Source organism: Pseudomonas paraeruginosa PA7 (genome assembly GCF_000017205.1).
GTDB classification, from domain to species: Bacteria; Pseudomonadota; Gammaproteobacteria; order Pseudomonadales; family Pseudomonadaceae; genus Pseudomonas; species Pseudomonas paraeruginosa.
In genome coordinates, this window is sequence record NC_009656.1 from 2,721,624 (window position 1) to 2,742,861 (window position 21,238).

12 protein-coding genes are annotated in these 21,238 nt (G+C 68.3%); 8 read left to right on the forward strand and 4 right to left on the reverse strand.

Features of this window, described 5'->3' with window-relative positions:
- Nucleotides 1–95: 95 nt before the first annotated feature.
- On the reverse strand, nucleotides 96–1,421 hold the full coding sequence (locus tag PSPA7_RS12935; RefSeq protein WP_012075536.1) for a TldD/PmbA family protein: 1,326 nt from the start codon (nucleotides 1,419–1,421) through the stop codon (nucleotides 96–98).
- Complete coding sequence (locus tag PSPA7_RS12940) at nucleotides 1,421–2,854, reverse strand: TldD/PmbA family protein (protein ID WP_012075537.1); 1,434 nt, start codon at nucleotides 2,852–2,854, stop codon at nucleotides 1,421–1,423. The genes PSPA7_RS12935 and PSPA7_RS12940 overlap by 1 nt, the downstream gene beginning before the upstream one ends.
- Nucleotides 2,855–3,106: 252 nt before the next feature.
- Here PSPA7_RS12940 and muxA point away from each other — a divergent pair, with 252 nt between their 5' ends.
- The 5 genes from muxA (at nucleotide 3,107) to PSPA7_RS12965 (ending at nucleotide 12,485) form a co-directional block, all read left to right on the forward strand.
- Nucleotides 3,107–4,387 carry a multidrug efflux RND transporter periplasmic adaptor subunit MuxA gene (gene muxA / locus PSPA7_RS12945; protein WP_012075538.1) on the forward strand — a complete coding sequence of 427 codons (1,281 nt, stop codon included), beginning with the start codon at nucleotides 3,107–3,109 and terminating at the stop codon, nucleotides 4,385–4,387.
- Nucleotides 4,384–7,515: a multidrug efflux RND transporter permease subunit MuxB gene (muxB, locus tag PSPA7_RS12950; RefSeq protein ID WP_012075539.1), complete on the forward strand. Its 3,132-nt coding sequence runs from the start codon at nucleotides 4,384–4,386 to the stop codon at nucleotides 7,513–7,515. The genes muxA and muxB overlap by 4 nt, the downstream gene beginning before the upstream one ends.
- Nucleotides 7,512–10,622, forward strand: a complete 3,111-nt coding sequence (gene muxC / locus PSPA7_RS12955; protein WP_012075540.1) for a multidrug efflux RND transporter permease subunit MuxC — start codon at nucleotides 7,512–7,514, stop codon at nucleotides 10,620–10,622. Before muxB ends, muxC begins: the two co-directional genes overlap by 4 nt.
- Nucleotides 10,619–12,118, forward strand: a complete 1,500-nt coding sequence (gene opmB, locus PSPA7_RS12960) for a multidrug efflux RND transporter outer membrane subunit OpmB (protein WP_012075541.1) — start codon at nucleotides 10,619–10,621, stop codon at nucleotides 12,116–12,118. Before muxC ends, opmB begins: the two co-directional genes overlap by 4 nt.
- Nucleotides 12,119–12,230: 112 nt before the next feature.
- Nucleotides 12,231–12,485 (forward strand): hypothetical protein, encoded by a 255-nt coding sequence (locus PSPA7_RS12965; RefSeq protein WP_033999188.1) that lies wholly within the window; start codon nucleotides 12,231–12,233, stop codon nucleotides 12,483–12,485.
- Between the two features lie 8 nt (nucleotides 12,486–12,493).
- Here the strand turns inward: PSPA7_RS12965 and PSPA7_RS12970 are convergent, their stop codons facing one another.
- The gene (locus PSPA7_RS12970) at nucleotides 12,494–13,909 is read right to left on the reverse strand and encodes a sensor histidine kinase (protein ID WP_012075543.1); all 1,416 of its coding nucleotides are present in this window, start codon (nucleotides 13,907–13,909) and stop codon (nucleotides 12,494–12,496) included.
- Nucleotides 13,906–14,580: a heavy metal response regulator transcription factor gene (locus tag PSPA7_RS12975; RefSeq protein WP_003089900.1), complete on the reverse strand. Its 675-nt coding sequence runs from the start codon at nucleotides 14,578–14,580 to the stop codon at nucleotides 13,906–13,908. Before PSPA7_RS12975 ends, PSPA7_RS12970 begins: the two co-directional genes overlap by 4 nt.
- Nucleotides 14,581–15,092: 512 nt before the next feature.
- Here PSPA7_RS12975 and PSPA7_RS12980 point away from each other — a divergent pair.
- Genes PSPA7_RS12980 through PSPA7_RS12990 form a run of 3 tightly spaced genes read left to right on the forward strand, consistent with a single transcriptional unit; the run spans nucleotide 15,093 to nucleotide 21,064 of the window.
- Nucleotides 15,093–16,379, forward strand: a complete 1,287-nt coding sequence (locus PSPA7_RS12980; RefSeq protein WP_012075544.1) for a TolC family protein — start codon at nucleotides 15,093–15,095, stop codon at nucleotides 16,377–16,379.
- A 52-nt stretch (nucleotides 16,380–16,431) separates the two neighbouring features.
- Nucleotides 16,432–17,886, forward strand: a complete 1,455-nt coding sequence (locus PSPA7_RS12985; protein ID WP_012075545.1) for an efflux RND transporter periplasmic adaptor subunit — start codon at nucleotides 16,432–16,434, stop codon at nucleotides 17,884–17,886.
- Between the two features lie 22 nt (nucleotides 17,887–17,908).
- Entirely contained in the window at nucleotides 17,909–21,064 is a 3,156-nt protein-coding gene (locus tag PSPA7_RS12990) for an efflux RND transporter permease subunit (RefSeq protein ID WP_012075546.1), read from the forward strand.
- Nucleotides 21,065–21,238: the final 174 nt, after the last annotated feature.

A 21,238-nucleotide genomic window follows, 5' to 3' on the forward strand; every position in this document is an offset into this window, starting at 1 on the left:
GGACGAGGAGGGAACCGCTCCGTTTAGGGTGGCTTGATGATGGCGCCGGGAGGCGGGACGCCCCCGGCTAGAGCCGCCGGGGGCCAGGCCTGTTCTCAGAGGGTGAGGGTGAAGCGTCCGGTCAGCGCGCCCGGCAGGTGCATGGAGTCGGTGTGGCGTTCGCCGTAGGTGCTGTTCGACAGGCGCAGCTCGCGCTCATGGCTGAGATCTTCCAGGTGCGCGCCGAGGAAGCTGTACAGGCTGTCATCGAAGCGCATGGTGCTGACCGGCGCCTGGATCCGGCCGTTCTCCACCCAGAAGGTGGCGAAGCGGGTCAGCCCGGTCAGGCGCGCGGCGGGCATGTCCGAGTAGTTCAGGTACCACAGGTTGCCGATGTACAGGCCGGTGTCCAGGGCGGCGAGAATGCGTTCCTGCTCCAGGCTGCCGCCAGCCATGTCCAGCGCGCTCGGCGCTTCGCCGGCGTCGGCGCCATTGGCCTGCAGACCGTACTCGCGGGCGCTGCGCGAACTCACCAGGCGGCCGCCCGGACGGCCGCCGCCGATCAGCTCGACGTCGGCGCGTGGCGAGCCTTCCGCCCTGAACGCCGGTGACGGCGAGCCGGCCGGACGCTCGCCGAGGTTCAGCAGCGGGCTGAGCAGGGCATCGCCGTTGTGCAGGCGTTGCAGCGGGCTTTCCCCGGTGGCCAGGGCGCGCGCGGAGAAACCGCCCCAGCAGAGCATCTGCAGGACTTCCTCGAGTGCCGCCGGTGCCAGGTAGGCGCGGTAGTCGCCGGGCTTCAGCTGGCGCACCGGCTTGCCCAGGTGGCCAAGCTGTTCGCGCGCCTGCTCGAAGCGCCGGGCGAAGCGTTCGCCATCCCAGTGCTGGCCGGCGTAGTCGGCCTTGACCGCCTGGCCGTTGGCGTGGAACAGGCTCCAGTCGAAGTTGAAGCTGCTGCCGGCATGCCAGCCGAACGCCCCCCAGGAGTTGGCGAAGCCGCGGAACAGCGGCCCGGCGGCGTAGATACCGACCAGGTCGAGGTCGCGCGCCTGGCGCTCGATCCCGGCCAGCAGCTCGCCGCTGTCGGGAGGCGCGCCGAGGCTTTCGTCGAGGCGCTGCCAGGGGGTGGTATCCAGCAGCAGGTAGGGATCGGCGGGAATCCAGGCGAGGCTCCGGCGCAGTTGCCGGAGACCGTCGCCCAGGCGCTGGCGGTCTTCTTCCGGGATGCCGGAGAGGGTCAGGTCGAGGCTCGCCTGGCGCTCGTCGCGGATCAGCCGGAGCAGCGTGGTGGCCTGGCGCACCCGGCCGGCCTGGCGTACCCGCGCCCGGTTGAAGCGGATGAACTCGGAGTCCTCGGCGCTGTACCAGAGGGTGAAGTCCTCGCCCTCGGCCAGCTGCCGGCGCAGGTCCTCGGCGAGCGCCTCGAAATGCTGCCGCTGTTGCATCAGGTGTCTCCTCCGAATACGTCCACGTCGCTGAACACGCAGGCCGGCGAGGCATGGCCGACGCGGATCACCTGGTTCGGCTCGCCCTTGCCGCAGTAAGGCGTGCCGAGCACCTCGAAGGTGCTGGCGTCGCCCACCGCGCAGAGGTTGCGCCAGAACTGCGCGGAGATGCCCCGGTAGTTGGGGTTCTTCACCACGCCCTTGAGTTCGCCGTCCTCGATCAGCCGGCCCCATTCGCAGCCGAACTGGAACTTGTTGCGCGCGTCGTCGATCGACCAGGAACGGTTGTAGGACATCAGTACCCCGCGCTCGATGCCGCCGACCAGTTGGGCGAGGTTCCTGTCGCCGGGTTCCAGGTTGAGGTTGGCCATGCGGTCGATGGGCGCACGGTTCCAACTGCTGGCGCGGCTGTTGGCGACCCCTTCGAGGCCGCTGCGAAACTGCGACAGGGCGCCGCCGAGCGGGCGCAGCAGGCGTCCCTCACGGATCAGGAATTCCTTGCGCGCCGGGCTGCCGTCGTCGTCCTGGCCATAGCTGGCCAGCTCCTCGGGGATCTGCGGGTCGAAGCTGACGTTGAGCAGGCTGGAACCGTACTGGTAGCGGCCGAAGTCCTCGACCTTGATGAAGCTGGTGCCGGCATAGTTGCGCTCGTCGCCGAGGATGCGGTCGAGTTCCAGCGGGTGGCCGATCGATTCGTGGATCTGCAGGATCATCTGGTCCGGCATCAGCAGCAGGTCGCGGCGGCCATCCGGGGTGTTCGGCGCCGCCAGAAGTTGCAGGGCCTCGTCGGCGATGCGCGGCGCGGCGCCGACCAGGCCGAGGCGTTCGATCACCTCGGCGCCGCCCTGCTGGCCGGCGTGATGGCCGCCGAAGCTGCGGGTCTGGCTGTCGTGGCCGTCGTAGGCGGTGATGCTGGCGCCGGGATAGACGAAGCGCTGCTCGTGGTAGTGCTCGGCGCCGGCGCTGTTCAGGTACAGCTGTTCCTGGCGGCTGACTTCGAGGAACACGCTCCAGTTCACCAGGCGCTCGTCGCGCGGCACCCTGGCGGACTCCTCGGCGAGCAGCTCGTAGCACTCGGCGAGGGAGGGGAAGGGCGCGTCCTGGTTCGGTGAGCGGTAGTGCGAGCGGCCACTCGCCGGCGCCAACCCGCGCACGTCGAACAGAGCGTGCCGGGCGATCCGCTCGGCCTGCCGTTCGGCACGCTCCAGGGCGGCTTGCAGGCCGGCGAGGGAAAGGTCGCTGGTGGCGGCGTAGGCCTCCACGCCGTCCAGCCGCACGCAGAGCATGGCGCCACGGTCCTGGCGGAAGTGCGGCGGCTCGCTGACGTTGCGGCGCACCGCGAGGTATTCGCCGCTACGCTGCACATAGCGCAGCGAATGGAACCCGGCGCGGCTGCGGAGCGCGGCAAAGCGCTGTTTCAGATGATCGATCATCGTCTCGTCCCTGCGAAAACTGGCGGGCGGATGGGGAAACGGTCTATTTCAAGCCTTTGCCCGTAACGGAGCAAGCCGTTTGTTGTCATAGGCGGATGCCACCCTGCGCCGAGGCTGCCGGGCATTCCCCGGAAACATCTAACTATCGGTAAAGCAAGGGTAAATAGCGGGTAAAGAGGCTTTGCCTGGGCTCCCGCAATGCTTATCGTGCAGCCTGGAAAAAGCGCCTCCGTTCTAGCCTGAAGAAGAACCATGACTCCAACCACCGGTAAATCCAAGTTCCGTACCCTGCGCCCGTGGCTGATCACCGCCCTGGCCTTCGCCGCCGTGATCGGCCTGGTGATGTGGCTGGCCGCGCCCGCCTCGGCGCCGTCCTCCGACGGGCGACCCGGTCGCGGCGGCAAGCCGGGCGCCGCGCTGCCCAAGGCCAACGCGCTCACCGTCGGCGTGGCCAGGGTAGAGCAGGGCGACCTGGCGCTGCATTTCAACGCGCTTGGCACCGTCACCGCCTTCAACACGGTGAACGTCAAGCCGCGGGTCAACGGCGAGCTGGTCAAGGTGCTGTTCCAGGAGGGGCAGGAGGTCAAGGCCGGCGACCTGCTGGCGGTGGTCGACCCGCGCACCTACAAGGCGGCGCTGGCCCAGGCCGAGGGCACGCTGATGCAGAACCAGGCGCAACTGAAGAACGCCGAGATCGACCTGCAGCGCTACAAGGGGCTGTATGCCGAGGACTCGATCGCCAAGCAGACCCTGGATACCCAGGAAGCCCAGGTCCGCCAGTTGCAGGGCACCATCCGCACCAACCAGGGCCAGGTCGACGACGCCCGTCTCAACCTGGCCTTCACCGAGGTCCGCGCGCCGATTTCCGGGCGCCTCGGCCTGCGCCAGGTGGACATCGGCAACCTGGTCACCAGCGGCGACACCACGCCGCTGGTGGTGATCACCCAGGTCAAGCCGATCTCGGTGGTATTCAGCCTGCCGCAGCAGCAGATCGGCACCGTCGTCGAGCAGATGAGCGGTCCTGGCAAGCTGGCGGTCACCGCGCTGGACCGCAACCAGGAAAAGGTCCTCGCCGAAGGCGTGCTGGCCACCCTGGATAACCAGATCGACACCACCACCGGCACGGTCAAGCTCAAGGCGCGCTTCGAGAACACCGACGGCAAGCTGTTCCCCAACCAGTTCGTCAACGTGCGCCTGCTGGCGCAGACCCTCAAGGGCGTGCTGACCATTCCGGCCAACGCCGTGCAGCGCGGCACCAACGGCATCTATGTGTACGTGGTCGGCGCCGACAGCAAGGTCAGCCAGCGCAGCGTCGCCATCGGCACCAGCGAGAACGAGCGGGTGGTGGTGGAAAGCGGCCTGAAGGCCGGCGAACAGGTGGTGGTGGAAGGCACCGACCGCCTGCGCGACGGTATGGAAGTGCGTGTCGCCGAAGCCTCCCCGCAGGTCCTCGAGGGCGAGCCGCAGAAACCGCAGACCGGCCGTCCCAGCGGCCTCCAGGGCGACTCGGTGGGCAGCGGGAGCGCTGAATGAACCCGTCCCGCCCGTTCATCCTGCGGCCGGTCGCGACCACCCTGCTGATGGTGGCGATCCTGCTCTCGGGCCTGATCGCCTACCGCTTCCTGCCGATCTCGGCGTTGCCGGAAGTGGACTACCCGACCATCCAGGTGGTCACCCTGTACCCCGGCGCCAGCCCGGAGATCATGACCTCGTCGATCACCGCGCCGCTGGAGAACCAGCTCGGGCAGATCCCCGGGCTCAACGAGATGTCCTCCAGCAGCTCCGGCGGCGCCTCGGTGATCACCCTGCAGTTCAGCCTGCAGAGCAACCTCGACGTCGCCGAGCAGGAAGTCCAGGCAGCGATCAACGCCGCGCAGAGCCTGCTGCCCAACGACCTGCCGAACCAGCCTGTATTCAGCAAGGTGAACCCGGCGGACGCGCCGATCCTGACCCTGGCGGTGATGTCCGACGGCATGCCGCTGCCGCAGATCCAGGACCTGGTGGATACCCGCCTGGCGCAGAAGATCTCGCAGATCTCCGGGGTCGGCCTGGTCAGCATCAGCGGCGGCCAGCGCCCGGCGGTACGGGTGCGCGCCAACCCGACGGCGCTGGCCGCGGCGGGGTTGAGCCTGGAGGACCTGCGCAGCACGGTGACCAGCAACAACCTCAACGGCCCCAAGGGCAGCTTCGACGGCCCGACCCGCGCCTCGACCCTGGACGCCAACGACCAGTTGCGCTCGGCCGACGCCTACCGCGACCTGATCATCGCCTACAAGAACGGCTCGCCGCTGCGCATCCGCGACGTCGCCAGCGTCGAGGACGATGCCGAGAACGTGCGCCTGGCCGCCTGGGCCAACAACCTGCCGGCGGTGGTGCTGAACATCCAGCGCCAGCCGGGGGCCAACGTGATCGAAGTGGTCGACCGGATCAAGGCGCTGCTGCCGCAGCTGCAATCGACCCTGCCGGGCAACCTCGACGTGCAGGTGCTGACCGACCGCACCACCACCATCCGCGCCTCGGTCAAGGACGTGCAGTTCGAGCTGGCGCTGGCGGTGGCGCTGGTGGTGATGGTCACCTTCCTGTTCTTGCGCAACGTCTATGCCACCCTGATCCCCAGCTTCGCCGTGCCGCTGTCGCTGATCGGCACCTTCGGCGTGATGTACCTGTCCGGCTTCTCGATCAACAACCTGACCCTGATGGCGCTGACCATCGCCACCGGCTTCGTGGTCGACGACGCGATCGTCATGGTGGAGAACATCGCCCGCTACCTGGAGCAGGGCGACTCGCCGCTGGAAGCGGCGCTCAAGGGCTCGAAGCAGATCGGCTTCACCATCATCTCGCTGACCTTCTCGCTGATCGCCGTGCTGATCCCGCTGCTGTTCATGGGCGACGTCGCCGGGCGGCTGTTCCGCGAGTTCGCCATCACCCTGGCGGTGGCGATCCTGATTTCCGGCTTCGTCTCCCTGACCCTTACGCCGATGCTCAGCGCCAAGCTGCTGCGCCACATCGACGAGGACCAGCAGGGCCGCTTCGCGCGCGCCGCGGGACGGGTCATCGATGGCCTGATCGCACATTACGCCAAGGCCCTGCGGGTGGTCCTGCGGCACCTGCCGCTGACCCTGCTGGTGGCCATCGCCACCCTGGCGCTGACCGCGCTGCTCTACCTGGCCATGCCCAAGGGCTTTTTCCCGGTGCAGGACACCGGGGTGATCCAGGGCGTCGCCGAAGCGCCGCAGTCGATCTCCTTCCAGGCCATGTCCGAGCGCCAGCGCGCCCTTGCCGAGGTGGTGCTGAAGGACCCGGCGGTGGCCAGCCTGTCCTCCTACATCGGCGTCGACGGCAGCAACCCGACCCTCAACACCGGCCGCCTGCTGATCAACCTCAAGCCGCACAGCGAACGCGACGTCACCGCCAGCGAAGTGATCCAGCGCCTGCAGCCCGAGCTCGACCACCTGGCCGGGATCAAGCTGTACATGCAGCCGGTGCAGGACCTGACCATCGAGGACCGGGTCGCCCGCACCCAGTACCAGTTCACCTTGCAGGACGCCGACCCGGACGTGCTCGCCGAGTGGGTGCCGAAGCTGGTGGCGCGGCTGCAGGAGTTGCCGCAGCTCGCCGATGTCGCCAGCGACTGGCAGGACAAGGGCCTGCAGGCCTACCTGAACATCGACCGCGACACCGCCTCGCGCCTCGGCGTGAAGCTCTCCGACATCGACAGCGTGCTCTACAACGCCTTCGGCCAGCGGCTGATCTCGACCATCTTCACCCAGGCCACCCAGTACCGCGTGGTACTGGAGGTGGCGCCGCAGTTCCAGCTCGGCCCGCAGGCCCTGGAGCAGCTCTACGTGCCGTCCAGCGACGGCACCCAGGTGCGCCTGTCGAGCCTGGCGAAGGTGGAGGAGCGGCATACCCTGCTGGCGATCAACCATATCGCCCAGTTCCCCTCGGCGACCCTGTCGTTCAACCTGGCCAAGGGTTACTCCCTGGGCGAGGCGGTCGAGGCGATCCGTGGCGTCGAGGCCAGCCTGGAGCTGCCGCTGAGCATGCAGGGCAGCTTCCGTGGCGCGGCGCTGGCCTTCGAGGCTTCGCTGTCGAATACGCTGCTGCTGATCCTCGCCTCGGTGGTGACCATGTACATCGTCCTGGGCATCCTCTACGAGAGCTTCATCCATCCGGTGACCATCCTCTCGACCCTGCCTTCGGCCGGGGTCGGCGCGCTGCTGGCGCTGATGCTGGCGGGGCAGGAGATCGGCATCGTGGCGATCATCGGCATCATCCTGCTGATCGGCATCGTCAAGAAGAACGCGATCATGATGATCGACTTCGCCCTAGACGCCGAACGCAACGAAGGCAAGCCGCCCCATGAGGCGATCTACCAGGCCTGCCTGCTGCGCTTCCGGCCGATCCTGATGACCACCATGGCCGCGCTGCTCGGCGCGCTGCCGCTGATGCTCGCCGGCGGCGCCGGCGCCGAGCTGCGCCAGCCGCTGGGCATCACCATGGTCGGCGGGCTGCTGCTGAGCCAGGTCCTGACCCTGTTCACCACCCCGGTGATCTATCTCTACTTCGACCGCCTGGCCCGGCGCTGGGCGGCCTGGCGCAAGCAGCGCGGGCTGGACCTGAACACCGAGGCTGGGCTCGACGGGGACGCCGGGCGATGAGCCTGTCCACGCCCTTCATCCGCCGCCCGGTCGCCACCACGCTGCTGACCCTGGCGTTGCTGCTGGCCGGCACCCTGTCGTTCGGCCTGCTGCCGGTGGCGCCGCTGCCCAACGTCGATTTCCCGGCCATCGTGGTCAGCGCCAGCCTGCCGGGCGCCAGCCCGGAGACCATGGCCTCGTCGGTGGCCACCCCGCTGGAGCGCTCGCTGGGACGGATCGCCGGGATCAGCGAGATGACCTCCAGCAGTTCGCTGGGCTCGACCACCGTGGTGCTGGTGTTCGACCTGGAGAAGGACATCGACGGCGCCGCCCGCGAGGTGCAGGCGGCGATCAATGGCGCGATGAGCCTGCTGCCCAGCGGCATGCCGAACAATCCCAGCTACCGCAAGGCCAACCCCTCGGACATGCCGATCATGGTCCTCACCCTGACCTCGGAGACCCAGAGCCGCGGCGAGATGTACGACCTCGCCTCGACCGTGCTGGCGCCCAAGCTGTCGCAGGTGCGGGGGGTAGGGCAGGTGAGCATCGGCGGCAGCTCGCTGCCGGCGGTGCGGGTCGACCTCAATCCGGATGCCATGAGCCAGTACGGGCTGTCCCTGGACAGCGTGCGCACGGCCATCGCCGCGGCCAACAGCAACGGACCCAAGGGCGCCATCGAGAAGGACGACAAGCACTGGCAGGTGGACGCCAATGACCAGTTGCGCAAGGCCCGCGAGTACCAGCCGCTGGTCATCCACTACAACGCCGAAAATGGCGCCGCGGTGCGCCTGGGCGACGTGGCGAAGATCAGCGACTCGGTGGAGGACGTGCGCAACGCCGGCTTCTCCGATGACCTGCCGGCGGTGCTGCTGATCGTCACCCGCCAGCCCGGCGCCAACATCATCGAGGCCACCGACGCCATCCACGCGCAACTGCCGGTGTTGCAGGAACTGCTCGGGCCGCAGGTCAAGCTGAACGTGATGGACGACCGCAGCCCGTCGATCCGCGCCTCGCTCGCGGAGGCCGAGCTGACCCTGCTGATCTCGGTGGCGCTGGTGATCCTGGTGGTCTTCCTGTTCCTGCGCAACGGCCGCGCGACGCTGATCCCCAGCCTGGCGGTGCCGGTCTCGCTGATCGGCACCTTCGCGGTCATGTACCTGTGCGACTTCAGCCTGAACAATCTGTCGCTGATGGCGCTGATCATCGCCACCGGCTTCGTGGTGGACGACGCCATCGTGGTGGTGGAGAACATCGCCCGGCGCATCGAGGAGGGCGACCCGCCGATCCAGGCGGCGATCACCGGCGCCCGCCAGGTCGGTTTCACCGTGCTGTCGATGACGCTCTCGCTGGTCGCGGTGTTCATCCCCCTGCTGCTGATGGGTGGACTCACCGGACGGCTGTTCCGCGAGTTCGCGGTGACCCTGTCGGCGGCGATCCTGGTGTCCCTGGTGGTATCCCTGACCCTCACGCCGATGCTCTGCGCACGCTTGCTGCGCCCGCTGAAGCGGCCGCAGGGCGCCTCCCTGGCGCGGCGCGGCGACCGGTTCTTCAGCGCCTTCATGCTGCGCTACCGCGCCAGCCTGGGCTGGGCGCTGGAGCACTCGCGGCTGATGGTGGTGATCATGCTGGCCTGCATCGCGATGAACCTCTGGCTGTTCGTGGTGGTGCCCAAGGGCTTCCTCCCGCAGCAGGACTCCGGGCGCCTGCGTGGCTACGCGGTGGCCGACCAGAGCATTTCGTTCCAGGCGTTGAGTGCGAAGATGGGCGAGTACCGCAAGATCCTCTCTTCCGACCCGGCGGTAGAGAATGTGGTCGGCTTCATCGGCGGCGGCCGCTGGCAATCGAGCAACACCGGTTCGTTCTTCGTCACCCTCAAGCCGATCGGCGAACGCGACCCGGTGGAGAAGGTCCTCACCCGGCTGCGCGAGCGGATCGCCAAGGTGCCCGGCGCGGCGCTCTATCTCAACGCCGGCCAGGACGTGCGCCTGGGCGGCCGCGACAGCAACGCGCAGTACGAATTCACCCTGCGCAGCGACGATCTGACCCTGCTCCGCGAATGGGCGCCGAAGGTCGAGGCGGCGATGCGCAAGCTGCCGCAGCTGGTGGACGTCAACAGCGATTCCCAGGACAAGGGCGTGCAGACCCGCCTGGTGATCGACCGCGACCGCGCGGCGACCCTGGGGATCAACGTGGAGATGGTCGACGCGGTGCTCAACGACTCCTTCGGCCAGCGCCAGGTGTCGACCATCTTCAACCCGCTGAACCAGTACCGGGTGGTGATGGAGGTCGACCAGCAGTACCAGCAGAGCCCGGAAATCCTCCGCCAGGTCCAGGTGATCGGCAACGACGGCCAGCGCGTGCCGCTGTCCGCGTTCAGCCACTACGAACCGAGCCGGGCACCGCTGGAGGTCAACCACCAGGGCCAGTTCGCCGCCACCACGCTGTCCTTCAACCTGGCGCCGGGCGCGCAGATCGGCCCGACCCGCGAGGCCATCATGCAAGCCCTGGAGCCGCTGCACATCCCGGTGGACGTGCAGACCAGCTTCGAGGGCAACGCCGGCGCGGTGCAGGACACGCAGAACCAGATGCCCTGGCTGATCCTCCTGGCGCTGCTGGCGGTGTACATCGTCCTCGGCATCCTCTACGAGAGCTACGTGCACCCGCTGACCATCCTCTCGACCCTGCCTTCGGCCGGGGTCGGCGCGCTGCTCGCGCTGATCCTCTGCCGCAGCGAGCTGAGCCTGATCGCGCTGATCGGCATCATCCTGCTGATCGGCATCGTCAAGAAGAACGCCATCATGATGATCGACTTCGCCCTGGAGGCCGAGCGCAGCCACGGCCTGAGCCCGCGCGAGGCGATCCTCGAGGCCTGCATGATGCGCTTCCGGCCGATCATGATGACCACCCTGGCCGCCTTGCTCGGCGCCTTGCCGCTGATCTTCGGCATCGGCGGCGACGCCGCGCTGCGCCGGCCGCTGGGCATCACCATCGTCGGTGGGCTGATCGGCAGCCAGTTGCTGACCCTGTACACCACCCCGGTGGTCTACCTCTATCTCGACCGCCTGCGCCACTGGGTCAACCAGAAACGCGGCGTACGCACGGACGGTGCGCTGGAGACACCCCTATGAAACACACCCCCTCGCTGCTCGCCCTGGCCCTGGTCGCCGCCCTCGGCGGCTGCGCCATCGGCCCCGACTACCAGCGACCGGACCTGGCGGTGCCCGCCGAATTCAAGGAAGCCGAAGGCTGGCGCCGCGCCGAGCCGCGCGACGTGTTCCAGCGCGGCGCCTGGTGGGAGCTGTACGGCGACCAGACCCTGAACGACCTGCAGATGCACCTGGAACGTTCCAACCAGACCCTGGCCCAGTCGGTGGCGCAGTTCCGCCAGGCCGAGGCGCTGGTGCGCGGCGCGCGGGCCGCGTTCTTCCCGTCGATCACCGGCAACGTGGGCAAGACCCGCAGCGGCCAGGGCGGCGGCGACAGCACCGTGCGCCTGCCCGATGGTTCGACGGTGAGCAGCGGCGGTGGCTCTGGCGCCATCAGCAACAGTTATTCGACCAGCCTCGGCGTCAGCTGGGAGGTCGACCTCTGGGGCAAGCTGCGCCGGCAACTGGAAGCCAACCAGGCGAGCCTGCAGGCCAGCGCCGCCGACCTCGCCGCGGTGCGCCTCAGCCAGCAGTCGCAACTGGCGCAGAATTACCTGCAACTGCGGGTGATGGACGAGCAGATCCGCCTGCTCAACGCCACCGTCGCGGGTTACGAGCGTTCGCTGAAGGTAGCCGAGAACAAATACCGCGCCGGCATCGTCACCAGGGCCGACGTGGCCCAGGCCCGCACCCAGCTGAAAAGCACCCAGGCCCAGGCCATCGACCTGAAGTACCAGCGTGCCCAGCTGGAGCACGCCATCGCGGTGCTGGTCGGCCTGCCGCCGGCGCAATTCAACCTGCCGCCGGTGGCGAGCGTGCCGAAGCTGCCGGAGCTGCCGGCGATGGTACCGTCGCAATTGCTCGAACGACGGCCGGACATCGCCTCGGCGGAGCGCAAGGTGATTTCCGCCAACGCCCAGATCGGCGTGGCCAAGGCCGCCTATTTCCCCGACCTCACCCTCAGCGCCGCCGGCGGCTACCGTAGCGGCAGCCTGAGCAACTGGATCAGCACGCCGAACCGCTTCTGGTCGATCGGCCCGCAGTTCGCCATGACCCTGTTCGACGGCGGCCTGATCGGCTCCCAGGTGGACCAGGCCGAGGCGACCTACGACCAGACCGTGGCGACCTACCGGCAGACCGTGCTCGATGGTTTCCGCGAGGTGGAGGACTACCTGGTGCAATTGAGCGTGCTCGACGAGGAGAGCGGCGTGCAGCGCGAAGCCCTGGAGTCGGCCCGCGAGGCACTGCGCCTGGCCGAGAACCAGTACAAGGCCGGCACCGTCGACTACACCGACGTGGTCACCAACCAGGCCACCGCGCTGAGCAACGAACGCAGCGTGCTGACCCTGCTCGGCAGCCGCCTGACCGCCAGCGTCCAGTTGATCGCGGCAATGGGCGGCGGCTGGGACCGCGCCGATATCGAGCGGACCGACGAGCGGCTCGGCCGGGTCGAGGAGGGCCTGCCGCCTTCGCCCTGAGTTCTTCTCGCTGCCTGTTCCTGACGAATGCCTTTCCCCGCTATTGCGCTTGCATGACACACCGCCGTCCGCGTCTCGGCTAGAGTGCGGCGGCGGATGTGGAGGTGAATACGTGTCGGGGACATTTCCGGAAAAGCCCTCGCGCCGAGGCTGCTGGCTCGGCTGGTTGTGCCGCCTGGCCATGCTTGGCGGCGTCGCCGCGATGTTCTGGGCGCTGCTGCAATGCTTCGTCCTGCTGCACGGCGATCCGCCGCTCCAGCGCGCCCCGCTGCGGACGCCCTGGACCCTGCTGGCGCTCGGCCTGGCGCTGTTCCTCGCCGGTTTCTGCGGCGAGTACCGGCTGTGGCGGCGCCGCGCCGGTTGCTGAAGCCGGCGTCAGGAAGCGCCCGTCGCAGGGAACAGCAGGCGCAGGTGGGTCTTCTGCTGCGGTACGCTTTCCGCCTCGGCGCGGCCGCCGTGGTAGGCCATGATCGATTGCACGATGGCCAGCCCCAGGCCGGTGCCGGCCTGGGCGCCGGGCTGGCGGCCGGCGCGGCGGTAGAAGCGCTCGAACAGGTGCGGCAGGTACTCCGGCGGGATGCCCGGGCCGTCGTTGCTGACCATGAGTTCGGTATGGCCGGCGCGGCGGCCGATCCGCACGTCGATGCGCCCGCCTTGCGGAGTGTGGCGCACCGCGTTGGAGACCAGGTTGGAGATGGCGCGCTGGATCATCAGGTTGTCGCCATGGGCGAAACCGCTGCCGGACAGGCGCAGTTCGACGCCCTTGTCCTCGGCGACCATTTCGTACAGGTCGATGACCTTGGCCGCCTGCTCGTGCAGCGCCACCCGGCCGAACTGGGCCTGGATCGCCGGGTTGTCCACCTGCACCAGGAACAGCATGTCGGTGACGATCCGCGACAGCCGCTCCAGTTCCTCGGCGTTGGACTCCAGTGCCTCGCGGTAGGCCGCGCCGTCGCGGGTCTGGCTGAGCAGCACCTGGTTGCGCCCGAGCAGGTTGCAGATCGGCGCGCGCAGTTCGTGGGCCAGGTCGTCGGAGAATTGCGAAAGCTGGCGTACGCCATCCTCGAGGCGGCCGAGCATGTGGTTGAAGCTGCGCGCCAGGCTGTCCAGCTCACGCGGCAGGTTCTGCTCGGGGATGCGGTAGGAGAGATCCTGCGGGCTGACCTGGGCGGCCACCCGGCGGAAGCGATTCAACGGTTCGAGGCCGGCACGCACCACCCACCAGGCGGCCAGGGCGATCAATGGCAGGAGGAAGGGCAGGGCCAGCAGGGTGGCGCGGAGGAAGCCGTCGAGCAGGCGCTCATCGGCGTTGCGCTCGCTGCTCAGCAGCACCTGCACCGGGGTGCCGTTCTTCATCCGCAACGACGCGCCGATGCTCAGCAGGCGCTGGTCGCTGCCGGTGACCCAGCTCTGGAACACCGGCTGGCGGGCGTCCATCTGCAGGCTGGCGAGGAGGGCGCGGTTGGCCGCGACGCTGGCCGCGGCCTGGTCGCCGAAGCTCATCAGCGGCTGGCCGCTGCGGCTGTCGAGGATGCTCAGGTGCAGGCCGCTGTGGGCCACCAGTTGGTCCCGCAGGGCGTGCGCCTGCACGGCCGGGTCGCTGCGCAGGTCGAGGTCGTCCTCCAGGCTGTGGCGGATCTGTTCCAGCTTCAGTTGCAGGTTTTCCCGCTCGCGGGCTTCCAGTTCGCGGCCGAGGTTCCAGTGCGCCATGGCGCCGAGCGCCAGCGCCAGCAGCGCGCCGAGGGCGCCGACCAGCAGGGCCAGGCGCAGCGACAGGCGGCCTGGTGTCATCGACGCGCTTCCAGCACGTAGCCGACGCCGCGGATGGTGTGGATCAGCTTGAGGTCGAAGCCGTCGTCGATCTTCGCCCGCAGGCGGCAGATGGCGACTTCCACCACGTTGGAGTCGTTGTCGAAGTTCATGTCCCAGATCAGCGAGATGATCTGCGTCCGGGTGATGACGTCGCCGTTGCGCCGCATCAGCAGGTGCAGCAGGGCGAACTCCTTGGTCGTCAGGTTGATCCGCACCCGGCCGCGGAAGGCCCGGTGGCGGCTGGCGTCCAGCTCAAGGTCGGCGACCCGCAGGACGTCCTGCATCGGCGCCTGGTCGTGGCGGCGCAGCAGCGAGCGGACCCGCGCCAGCAGTTCGGGGAACTGGAACGGCTTGACCATGAAGTCGTCGGCGCCGAGATCGAGGCCGCGCACCTTGTCGGTCAGCCGGCCGTGCCCGGTGAGCATCATCACTCGCGCGCTGCTGCGTTCGCGCAGGCGGCGGAGCAGGTCCCAGCCGTCGATGCCGGGCAGGTTGACGTCGAGGATCACCAGTTCGTAAGGGTGTTGCAAGGCCATGTGCAGGCCGTCGATGCCATCGTTGGCGCGGTCGACGATGTAGCCGCTTTCGGTCAGGCCCTGGTGCAGGTAGTCGGCCGTCTTGACTTCATCTTCGATAATAAGGATGCGCATGTTCGCCCCTATATAAAGTATGGGTTCAGTTGCAAGTAAATGTGTGGATGCATTGCTATAAAGTTACATTCGCGAAGATCGCTTATATGTGCCGCTGGAAATGTAATTTCATATCATCCCGGCGCTTCGATGATGAATATCGAATAAGTGGATGGTTTTGCCGAAAGAAACCGGGTGTTCCGCGCTGATGGCCGTGGTGCAAGCCATGCCTGGCGTGAGAGGAGCGTCTATTTGTAAGCGCATGTTGCTCTTGACCCTGCTTTTCATCCAACTATCGCGAGCCTCTTCGAAGGTTGCCGGAGTGTAACCGCTAATTGTCCGCGGAGAATATTCATTACCGACTTGTAATTCTCTCGTCACCTTGCCGATAAGCCCTGATCCCTAACATCTGCCGCATTCCGGAAGTGCAACTTCGAATATCGTCCGGCGGTTATCGCCGACGAATGGTTGCGTGGCTCCGGAGCGTAGTGAATCGCCGTCGCCGACGGCGGTTGTCAGATGAGGAGCGGAACATGCCGATACATCGGCCACTGGCCAGCGCGGGGAAACGCGCCTGCTGGCTACTGATGGGAATCTGCCTGGGGTTGCCGGCGCTGGCTGCGCCCGCGCCGGCCAGTTTCAACGGGACCTCGGTCAGCCTAGAACAGGCGCTGGAACGGGCGTTGCAGAGCAACCCCGGGCTGGCGGCCGTCGGCCGCGAAACCGAGATCGCCGCGGGCGCTCGCCAGCAGGCCGGGTTGATCCCCAATCCGGAGCTGTCCTGGGATGTCGAGGACACCCGCCAGGGCAATCGCCAGACCAGCGTCAGCCTTGCCCAGCCGTTGGAGCTCGGCGGCAAGCGCGGCGCGCGGGTCGAGGTGGCGAAGCGTGGCAGCGAGATCGCCTGGACCCAGCTGGAAGTCCGTCGCGCCGAACTGCGCGCCGAGGTCCGCGGCGCCTACTATGCCGCGCTGACCGCGCAGGAGCGGGTGCGCCTGGCGAAGACCTCGCTGGACCTGGCCAGGCGCGCCCTGCAGGCCGCCGACCGGCGGGTCAAGGCCGGCAGCATTTCCTCGGTGGAGCGGGTCCGCGCCCAGGTCCTGGCGGACAACGCCCAGCTCGACCTGAGCCAGGCGGAGCTGGAGTTGCAGCGCACCTACGTACAACTGTCGAGCACCTGGAACGAGCCGCAGCCCGGCTTCGCCCGGGTCGGCGGCGAACTCGACGCGGTGCCGGCGAGCATCACCCGTGGCGCCTTGCTGCGCCATCTCGACGAGTCGCCGAGCCTGCGCCTGGCGGCCCAGGAAGTGGCGCGCGGCGAGGCCCAGGTCGACCTGGAGAAGCGCCAGCGGATCCCCAACCTGACGGTCAGCATCGGCAGCAAGTACGACCAGACCGCCCGCGACGGACGCGGCGAGCGGGTCAACCTGATCGGCCTGTCGATGCCGCTGCCGCTGTTCGACCGCAACCAGGGCAACATCTACGCCGCCCAGAGCCGCGCCGACCAGGCCCGCGACCTGCAGCGCGCGACCCTGCTACGGCTGCGCAGCGAAGCGGTACAGGCCTACGACCGGTTGCGCACCTCGGAGCAGGAGCTGGCGCTGGTCCGCCGCGACCTGCTGCCCGGCGCGCAGAGCGCTCTGGACTCGATGACCCGTGGGTTCGAGATGGGCAAGTTCAACTTCCTCGATGTGCTCGACGCCCAGCGCACCCTGGTCAGCGTCCGCGCCCAGTACGTGCGCGCGCTGGACGCCGCGGCGCAGGCGCGGGTGAGCATGGAGCGCCTGCTCGGCGAAGACATCGGCCACCTCGGCCAGTGAGATTTCCGGGGCGGGCCGCCGGCGCGCCCCCTGAACGGTTCGGGAGAACAGAATGGGCAAGAAGACGATTATCGCGGTGACCGCGCTGGCGCTGCTCGGCCTGGGCGGCGGCGCCTACCTGGAGCTGGGCGGCAAGGCGCCGGCCGGCGCCGGCGAAACCGCCGCGGAGGGCGAGGGCAACGGACCGCGCGGCGGCCTGCTGCTGCGCCAGGGCGACCTGACCCTGGAGCTGCTGGTGCCGGAGGATGGCAGCCCGCTCAAGGCCTGGGTCGAGCGTGGCGGCAAGGCGCTGGCGCCGCAGGACGTGGTCCTCGGTGCGGATGTCGAGCGCGCCACCGGCGAGGTCGAGGACCTGCTGTTCAAGGCCAGCGGCGACGCCCTGGTGGCCAACGCCGGGATCGCCGAGCCGCATGCCTTCACCGCGCGCCTCAAGCTGATGGCCGGCAAGCAGGGCTACGACTTCGCCTTCACCCGCGAGGAGGGCAAGCTGGAGCTGGACGCCGAGCAGATCGAAGCCGCTGGCATCACCCTCGACAAGGCGCGGCCGATCAGCCTGGCCCAGGTGGTCTCGCTGCCCGGCGAGATCCGCTTCAACGAGGACCGCACCGCGCACATCGTGCCGCGCCTGCCGGGGATCGTCGACAGCGTGCCGGCCAATCTCGGCCAGGCGGTGAAGCAGGGCGAACTGCTGGCGGTGATCAGCAGTCCGCAACTGTCCGACCAGCGCAGCGAATTCGCCGCCGCCCAACGCCGCCTGAGCCTGGCGCAGAGCACCTACAAGCGCGAACAGCAGTTGTGGAAGGAAGGCATCTCCGCCGAGCAGGAATTCCTCCTCGCCCGCCAGGGCCTGCAGGAAGCCGAGATCGCGGTGAGCAACGCGCGGGCGAAGATCGCCGCGCTCGGCGGCAACCCCAGCCTGCAGGGCGGCAACCGCTACGAGCTGCGTGCGCCGTTCGCCGGGGTGCTGGTGGAGAAGCACCTGACCCAGGGCGAGCCGGTGGACGGCACCGCCAACGTGTTCACGCTGTCCGACCTGTCCTCGGTCTGGGCCACCTTCAACGTGCCGGCGCAACTGCTCGGCCAGGTCCGCGTCGGCAGCAAGGTCAAGGTGCTCGCCCAGGCGCTGGACAGCGAGGTGGAAGGCACCGTGTCCTACATCGGCGACCTGCTCGGCGAGCAGACCCGCGCGGCCACCGCCCGGGTCACCCTGAGCAACCCCGAGAGCACCTGGCGCCCGGGCCTGTTCGTCTCCGTGCAGGTCGCCGAGGCGACCCGCAAGGAGGTCCTGACGGTCGCCGACGGCGCGGTACAGAACGTCGACGGCGAGGACGTGGTGTTCGTCCGCGTGGCCGATGGCTTCGTGGCCCAGCCGGTCAAGCTGGGCATCAGCGACGGCCAGCGCGTCGAGGTCCTCGAGGGCCTGCGCGCCGGCGCCGAAGTCGCCGCCAGCGGCAGCTTCATCCTCAAATCCGAACTGGGCAAGGGCTCGGCGGAACACGGTCACTGAGTCCCGGCCCAGGAGTCTTCGCATGTTCGAACGCATCATTCAATTCGCCATCGAGCAACGCTGGCTGGTCCTGCTGGCGGTGCTGGGGATGGCCGGGATCGGCATCGGCAGCTACCAGAAGCTGTCCATCGACGCCGTCCCGGACATCACCAACGTCCAGGTGCAGATCAACACTGCCGCTCCCGGCTACTCGCCGCTGGAGGTGGAACAGCGGATCACCTACCCGGTGGAAACCGTCATGGCCGGCCTGCCGGGCTTGCAGGAAACCCGTTCGCTGTCGCGGCCGGGGATTTCCCAGGTGACGGTGATCTTCGAGGAAGGCACCGACATCTACTTCGCCCGCCAGCAGGTCAACGAACGCCTGAGCACGGCGCGCGAGCAACTGCCGGAAGACATCTCGCCGACCCTCGGGCCGATCTCCACCGGCCTCGGCGAGATCTACCTGTGGACGGTGGAGGCCGAGGAGGGCGCGACCAAGGAGGACGGCAGCGCCTACACCCCCACCGACCTGCGCACCATCCAGGACTGGATCATCCGCCCGCAGCTGCGCAACGTGAAGGGCGTGGCCGAGATCAACACCATCGGCGGCTACGCCAAGCAGTTCCTCATCGCCCCGGACCCGAAGAAGCTCGCGGCCTACAAGCTGACCCTCGGCGACCTGCAGAACGCCGTGCTGCGCAACAACGAGAACGTCGGCGCCGGCTACATCGAGCGGCGCGGCGAGCAGTTGCTGATTCGCGCGCCGGGGCAGGTCAAGGACATGGACGACATCCGCGGGATCATCGTTTCCAACGTCGACGGCGTGCCGATCCGCATCCGCGACGTCGCCGAGGTCAGCCTGGGCAAGGAGCTGCGCACCGGCGCGGCCACCGAGAACGGCCGCGAGGTGGTGCTCGGCACGGTGTTCATGCTGATCGGCGAGAACAGCCGGGAAGTGGCGCAGGCGGTCGGCCAGCGCCTGGAGGAGATCAACCGGACCCTGCCCAAGGGGGTCAAGGCGATCACCGTCTACGACCGCACCACCCTGGTGGACAAGGCCGTGGCCACGGTGAAGAAAAACCTGGTGGAAGGCGCGGCGCTGGTGATCGCGGTGCTCTTCCTGTTCCTCGGCAACATCCGCGCGGCGCTGATCACGGCGACCATCATCCCGCTGTCGATGCTGTTCACCTTCACCGGGATGGTCAGCAATAAGGTCAGCGCCAATCTGATGAGCCTCGGCGCGCTGGACTTCGGCATCATCGTCGACGGCGCCGTGGTGATCGTCGAGAACGCCATCCGCCGCCTGGCCCATGCCCAGGCCCACCACGGCCGCCAACTGACCCGCGCGGAGCGCTTCCACGAAGTCTTCGTCGCCTCCAAGGAGGCGCGCCGGGCGCTGGTCTTCGGCCAGATCATCATCATGGTGGTGTACCTGCCGATCTTCGCCCTCACCGGCGTCGAGGGGAAGATGTTCCACCCGATGGCCTTCACCGTGGTCACCGCGCTGCTCGGCGCGATGATCCTCTCGGTGACCTTCGTCCCGGCGGCGATCGCGCTGTTCATCACCGGCAAGGTCAAGGAAGAGGAGAACTTCGTCATGCGCCGCGCGCGGCTGGCCTACGAACCGGCGCTGCGCTGGGTGCTCGGGCATCGCGCGCTGGTGGTCGGCGGCGCCCTGGGCATGGTCCTGCTCACCGGCCTGGTGGCCTCGCGAATGGGCAGCGAATTCATCCCCAGCCTCAGCGAGGGCGACTTCGCCATGCAGGGCCTGCGGGTGCCGGGCACCAGCCTGACCCAGTCGATCGAGATGCAGCAGACCCTCGAGAAGAAGCTGATGGGCAAGTTCCCGGAGATCGAGCGGATCTTCGCCCGTACCGGGACCGCCGAGATCGCCTCCGACCTGATGCCGCCGAACGCCTCGGACAGCTACGTGATGCTCAAGCCGCAAAGCGAATGGCCGGACCCGAAGAAGTCGCGGGAGGCGCTGCTGGAAGAATTGCAGGCCGCGGCCCTTGAGGTGCCGGGCAGCGTCTACGAGTTCTCCCAGCCGATCCAGTTGCGCTTCAACGAACTGATCTCCGGGGTGCGCAGCGACGTCGCGGTGAAGGTCTTCGGCGATGACATGCAGGTGCTCAACGACACCGCGGAGAAGATCTCCAAGGTGCTGCAAGGCATCGACGGGGCTTCCGAGGTCAAGGTCGAACAGACCTCCGGCCTGCCGGTGCTGACGGTGGACATCGACCGCGACAAGGCGGCGCGCTTCGGCCTCAACGTCGGCGACATCCAGGACACCGTCGCCACCGCCCTCGGCGGGCGCAACGCCGGCACCCTGTTCGAAGGCGACCGTCGCTTCGACATCGTCATCCGCCTGCCGGAAACCCTGCGCGCCGACCTGCCGGCGCTGTCCAACCTGCTGATCCCGCTGCCGCCGAACAACCTGGCGCGGATCGATTTCATCCCGCTGTCGGACGTGGCGCGCCTCGACCTCTCGCCGGGACCGAACCAGATCAGCCGGGAGAACGGCAAGCGACGCATCGTGGTCAGCGCCAACGTGCGTGGTCGCGACATCGGCTCCTTCGTGCTGGAAGCGCAGCGGAAGCTGCAGGCCGAGGTGAAGATCCCGGCCGGCTACTGGACCACCTGGGGCGGCCAGTTCGAACAGTTGCAGTCCGCCGCCAAGCGCCTGCAGGTGGTGGTGCCGGTGGCGCTGCTGCTGGTGTTCACCCTGCTCTTCGCCATGTTCAACAACGTCAAGGACGGCCTGCTGGTGTTCACCGGCATCCCCTTCGCCCTCACCGGCGGGGTGCTGGCCCTGTGGCTGCGCGGGATACCGCTGTCGATCTCGGCGGCGGTGGGTTTCATCGCCCTGTCCGGGGTGGCGGTGCTCAACGGCCTGGTGATGATTTCCTTCATCCGCAACCTGTTGCAGGAAGGACGCAGCCTCGACCAGGCGGTGTGGGAGGGCGCCATCACCCGGTTGCGCCCGGTGCTGATGACCGCGCTGGTGGCGTCCCTCGGCTTCGTGCCGATGGCCCTGGCCACCGGCACCGGCGCCGAGGTGCAGCGGCCGCTGGCGACGGTGGTGATCGGCGGCATCCTGTCCTCGACCATGCTCACCCTGCTGGTGCTGCCGGTGCTCTATCGCTGGACCCACGGGCGCGACGCCGGACCGCACGAGGAGGCGCCGGCGGCCGGCTGAGCCAGCGCGAAAGCGGGCCGGCAGGAGGGATTCCCGCCGGCCTTTTTCCGTTTTCCGTTGGCCGGATTCCGTTCGATTACCGCACGCCAGTGCCGGCCCGGATTGTCGCCGGCGGAGGGCTTGCGTAGTGTGGGCGGACGAACCGTGCCTGGCGCCCGGCGCCGCGCGGCGATA